This is a genomic window from Ohtaekwangia sp., assembly GCF_036568665.1.
Lineage (GTDB): Bacteria > Bacteroidota > Bacteroidia > Cytophagales > Cyclobacteriaceae > Ohtaekwangia.
The window spans coordinates 1-4,828 of the sequence record NZ_DATCSD010000079.1; the positions used below are offsets into that span (position 1 = coordinate 1).

General features: G+C 39.7%; 5 protein-coding genes. 3 read left to right on the forward strand and 2 right to left on the reverse strand.

Going from position 1 to position 4,828, the window contains the following annotated elements; all coding sequences use genetic code 11:
* Positions 1-2,406 (forward strand): outer membrane beta-barrel family protein (locus VIN08_RS04075; protein WP_331960623.1); only part of this gene is annotated, 2,406 nt, incomplete at its 5' end.
* Positions 2,407-2,659: 253 nt separating this feature from the next.
* On the opposite strand, the gene VIN08_RS04080 is transcribed toward VIN08_RS04075, so the two are convergent.
* On the reverse strand, positions 2,660-3,118 hold the full coding sequence (locus VIN08_RS04080; protein ID WP_331960626.1) for a hypothetical protein: 459 nt from the start codon (positions 3,116-3,118) through the stop codon (positions 2,660-2,662).
* A 205-nt stretch (positions 3,119-3,323) separates the two neighbouring features.
* Between VIN08_RS04080 and VIN08_RS04085 the strand changes: the two genes are divergently transcribed.
* Complete coding sequence (locus VIN08_RS04085) at positions 3,324-3,632, forward strand: hypothetical protein (RefSeq protein ID WP_331960629.1); 309 nt, start codon at positions 3,324-3,326, stop codon at positions 3,630-3,632.
* Between the two features lie 5 nt (positions 3,633-3,637).
* Here the strand turns inward: VIN08_RS04085 and VIN08_RS04090 are convergent, their stop codons facing one another.
* A complete protein-coding gene (locus VIN08_RS04090) occupies positions 3,638-4,060 on the reverse strand; it encodes a helix-turn-helix transcriptional regulator (protein WP_331960632.1) in 423 nt (140 codons plus the stop codon).
* Positions 4,061-4,360: 300 nt separating this feature from the next.
* Between VIN08_RS04090 and VIN08_RS04095 the strand changes: the two genes are divergently transcribed.
* The coding region (locus VIN08_RS04095; protein ID WP_331960635.1) for a hypothetical protein at positions 4,361-4,828 on the forward strand (468 nt) is incomplete at its 3' end.

Here is a 4,828-nt window from a genome sequence, read left to right on the forward strand (position 1 = left end):
AACAACAAACCTTCTACCATCATGGCTTCCAGTGTAGCCGATGCGTTGAAGCAGATTCCGGCCGATCAGATCAAGTCGGTAGAAGTGATCACTTCTCCCTCTGCGAAATATGATGCAGAAGGTTCTGCCGGTATCATCAACATTGTTACCAAGAAAAATACTTTACAAGGTCTTACGCTAAACGTAGATGCCGGTGTAGGTACACGGGGTTCTAACCTCGGTTTGAACGGTAACTATCGTAAAGGTAAAATGGGATTCTCTCTCGGAGGATGGGGCCGTGCAAGCTATAATGTAAAAGGTAGCTTCAACAACAATCAATATACCCGTTCAACACTCGAAGGTCCGCAGACACAAAACCTGCAGCAGGCCAACACTCGCAGCAATGGTATATTTGGTAACTATAATCTCGGCTGGGATTACGATATCAACGAGAAGAACTATATGGCGGCTTCTGTTCGCTTTGGTGCACGTAACGGTAACAACTACCAGGATAATCTGTTCACTATGATTGATAATGCGGTGGACGATCCTAACAACGCTACCACTACCAGCTTGCGAAATGTATTATCGAAAGATCAATCCAATACGGTAGATGCCAACCTGAGTTTTACACACTTGTATGCCAAGCCGCAGCGTGAGTTGAGCTTTATGGGAAGCTTTAGCCGCAACAACCGTACGAATAATTACGAGAACGCTATATTTCAACAGAACGGTGCGGATGTTACGCAGGGTGTAAAGAACGTAAACGACAGCTATAACCAGGAAGTAACGATACAGGCCGATTATCAATCACCGATTGGTACTAACCAGATGGTAGAGTTCGGTGCAAAAGATATTATGCGTAAAGCGTTCAGCGAATTTCAATACTTCACTTCCGATGGTAACGGAGGGTATATTCCTTCCAGCAACATATCACTTTCAAATAACCTGAACTACGATCAGAACGTAGCGGGTGGATATTTATCGTATACTTATACTACCAAGAGTAACATCAGCGTAAAAGCAGGTTCACGCTATGAGTATACTACCATCAAGGCCTATACATTAACAGAAGACAAAATCGAGATTCCTTCTTACGGTGCACTTGTTCCGAGCCTGAACATTTCAAAGAAATTCAGCAATGGTAAAACATTGAAGGCTGCCTATAACAGACGTATTCAGCGTCCGTCTATTCAGTACCTCAATCCAAATATACAGGCATCCAATCCATACAATATATCCATTGGTAATCCATCGCTTAGTCCGGAGTATACCAACAACTACGAGTTAACCTATAGCACGTTCATTAAGGGAACGTCTCTTAACTTCTCCGGTTTCTGGCGCAATACCAACAACGCGATCCAGAGTATACGCGATGTAATCGGCAAAGTAAGCACCGATGCCGATACAGTAAGAACAACCTATAAGAACATCGGTCAGGAAGATGCAGTAGGTCTTAACATCTTTGCGAACGTAAACATTGGCAAGCTCTCCTTGAATGGAGGTACAGACCTGTTTTACTCGATGTTGAAAAACAACAATCCTGATCCTCAGTATAGCGCGAGCAACTCGGGTTGGGTAGCAAGCTATCGCCTCTTTGGTAGCTATAACTTAACCAAAGGCTGGGGCTTCCAGTTCTTCGGATTCTATCGCGGTCGCCAGATACAGTTGCAGGGAACACAAGGTGGCTTCGGTATATATAGTCTGGGCTTGAAGAAAGATTTGAACGACAAGCGCGGAAGTATAGGCTTTGGAGCAGAGAACTTCTTTGCTACATCTGGTATAAAGATTCGTAACAAGGTAAACTCTCAGCTGGTAGAAAGCTCCAGTGTGAACGTGATGAAGAACATGAGCTTCCGCATCAACTTCAGCTACCGCATTGGTAAGATGAGCGTAGATGCTAAACCAAAACGCAGAAAGTCTGTGAGCAACGATGACCTGAAAGAAGGTGATGGTGGCGGTGGCGATATGGGCGGTGGTGCTCAGGGTGGTGGCCAGGGCGGTGGTAACTTCCGTCAGGGTGGTGCAGGCCAGACACAAGGTGGTGCCAGAACACAAGGCCAGGGTGCAGCAACAACAACCGCTCCGGCAAATATACCGGCTGCCGATCCTGCTGCTGTAGTGGTAGCAGAAGGTACCTGGAACTATACTATAGATTCGCCACAAGGCGGTGCCGGTACACTTACCATTAAGAAAGATGGCGATGTATATAGCGGTACCATCAAGAACAATCGCTTTAACAGCGAGAACCCTATATCCAACGTGAAAGTAAATGGTAATGAAATTACGTTCAGCTATGAAGTAAACTTCGGTGGCAATGCAAGAGTGATTAGTGTGAAAGCGATCATTACCGGAGATACACTGGCGGGTAATATGACGGTGGGCGATTTCGGCAGCTTCCCTATGAACGCGAAGCGCGCACAATAAAAGATAGTTTTTGAGGGGTTAGTTAGGTTGAAAGAGGAGCGCAGGCTCCTCTTTCTTTTTTAGGTGAGTTGTGTGCAGTCAGGTGTTCCTACCGGACTGATCTTCGAAAAGAAAGCAAGTTCAATTATGGGAGCCTGTATATAAATGAGTATATCTTCCTTTTGAAGTTTGTAAGGTGAAAATACCTAATGTCACTTATGAATCTGTAGCCATATTTTTACTAGTATATTTGAAAAATGGCCTCGTAATTCTTTCAGTCTTTAATTTTTAAATCAGCTCTCATTTCAGAAATTATAAGATCCTCAATTTGCCCGAATGGCTCATCTTTTTTGAATTTATTTCCTGCCTCGAAGTATTTGTTTAATGTCTCAACTATAATTTGGGGGTCAATGCCCTCCTTAGTAGTTAGATAATTGTGTTTGTAAAAATCTTCAAAGCATTTTTGTAATTCTTCTGTTAGTGCTTTTAATCCTTCAAGAATCTTTGTCCTAATAAAGGGTCTATTCATTTGATAGTGACTTATGAATCTGTTCACATCCAGAAATATCTCCTTTGCTAAATCTTGGTTTCCTGAATATTGGTATTGTTGAATCTTGGACTTAAGCTCAATAATTCCCTTTAAAATTTGCTTATGTACTTCTAATTTTTCTTTAAAAATTTCTGAATAAGAAATTTTATGTCTTTCTATTGCATTGTCAATCTTACGTTTCACAATAATGTAAAAGATTATATTCCCCACAATGGCTACTAGGCCGGGAGTAATAAGTCCTAAGAAATTGGTTGTTAGGCAATCCATCATTTTCCTTTTTTATCTAATTTTTGTCGACTACTTGTTTGTGGCTTTCACTTTGCTCAATTCTATAAATTAAGAAAAGACTCAAAATTTTTAAGTATTTTTAGAATATAGCGATATAACAATGAAAACAATTGAACAAAAGTTAGAGGAGTTAGAGCCCCTCAAAAAGGAATTTGATAATAAAGTTATTGAATCTAACCACTTTAAGTTCATCTTTAAAAGGACTGATGTCGGTTTAAAGCAGGGATCAGTAGAGATAATAAATTTAGAAACAAACGCTGTTTACGAAACTAATTTTGCCGTAAACAAAATAAAAGGAGAAGACTATATCGGGATAAATCTCATATCTGAAGACTTGCCGCAAAAATTACGAGTAGGAATAAAGCTTTTACCGAAAGACGAGTTCATTTGTTACTTAAAATTACTTTAAGCTCTCTACTGGTTATCTTTTAATAATTTTTCCAGCATAGAAAACTTTTCACGTTCACTTTTCAGAAGAGCTTCATATAATTTTTTGTTCTCATCTATGGCATCAAGCCATCTATCCAATAGATTAATAGTGCAGTTGTAGTTATTCAATGCACCTTGATTGGTGCTGTTATCATTGAAATTGCTAATGAAATTTAACGTAGCTTCTTCGCTAAAATTTAAAATTGCCTCATTACTTACTCCCAACGCTTTCGCTATTTTTTCAAGGGTTGCATCTTCGACATGTTCGCTTTGTTCGATCTTGGATATTGCTTGTTGACTGATGCCTAACTTTTCTGCAAGAACTTCCTGCTTTACACCTAGTAGTTCCCGTATGCGGCTGATTTTTCTGCCGAGATGGCGTGACTGTGGTTTAGTTTTTGTTTCCATACGATCCAAATATAAAAAGTTTGAAGGTTGTAAAAAACAATATAGTGATCTACGAAGAGAATTTACTCAACGAAGATGGCCACTACGTATTTCAGGGATTTACTCTTTAACGGCAAGAAAGATCAGACGAAAATAAACCACATTATCAGTTTTGAAAGACATGAGGTTTTAAATTGGCTGAGAATCCAATCTCAATATGAAGATGAATAGGAGTTGTTACAGGCGAGTGGCAGGATAATGTGAATACTTCAACTTAGAAAATATAGCTATATTTCAGTGTAATAATTTAGATGAATCACTATGAGTGGAAATGAACTAAAAACAAAGTGTCTCGCGTTGGTTCTCGTCTGCATCGGGAGTATATTCATTACTTCTTGCTCGCAGCCTAAAAGATATACTGTTTATATCTATAATCCTTCAGCCGATGCCTTGACGGTTTATATAGATAATGAGTCGATCAGTGTTCCTGCCGACAGCACTATAAAAAGAAGTCTTGAAGAAGGAAAGCACTTGCTGAAAACGGGCGATGTTACTGACACATTGAAAGTATCGGAGAGAAAAGTTCTGATTAACCCGACCAGAAGCAAGGTTATCAAAAAAGAGATACTCTATCAAAATGAAGTCTTCGGAAAAGGAAAAGCTTCAGCTGAGGATTATTTTACTCCATTGAAGACAATTATTATTGATAGCCTGCGATATGGTGGTCATTTTGTATTTACGGATGATGTAATGATCTATAACTGGTTCTTTACTATAGGAGAACCAATT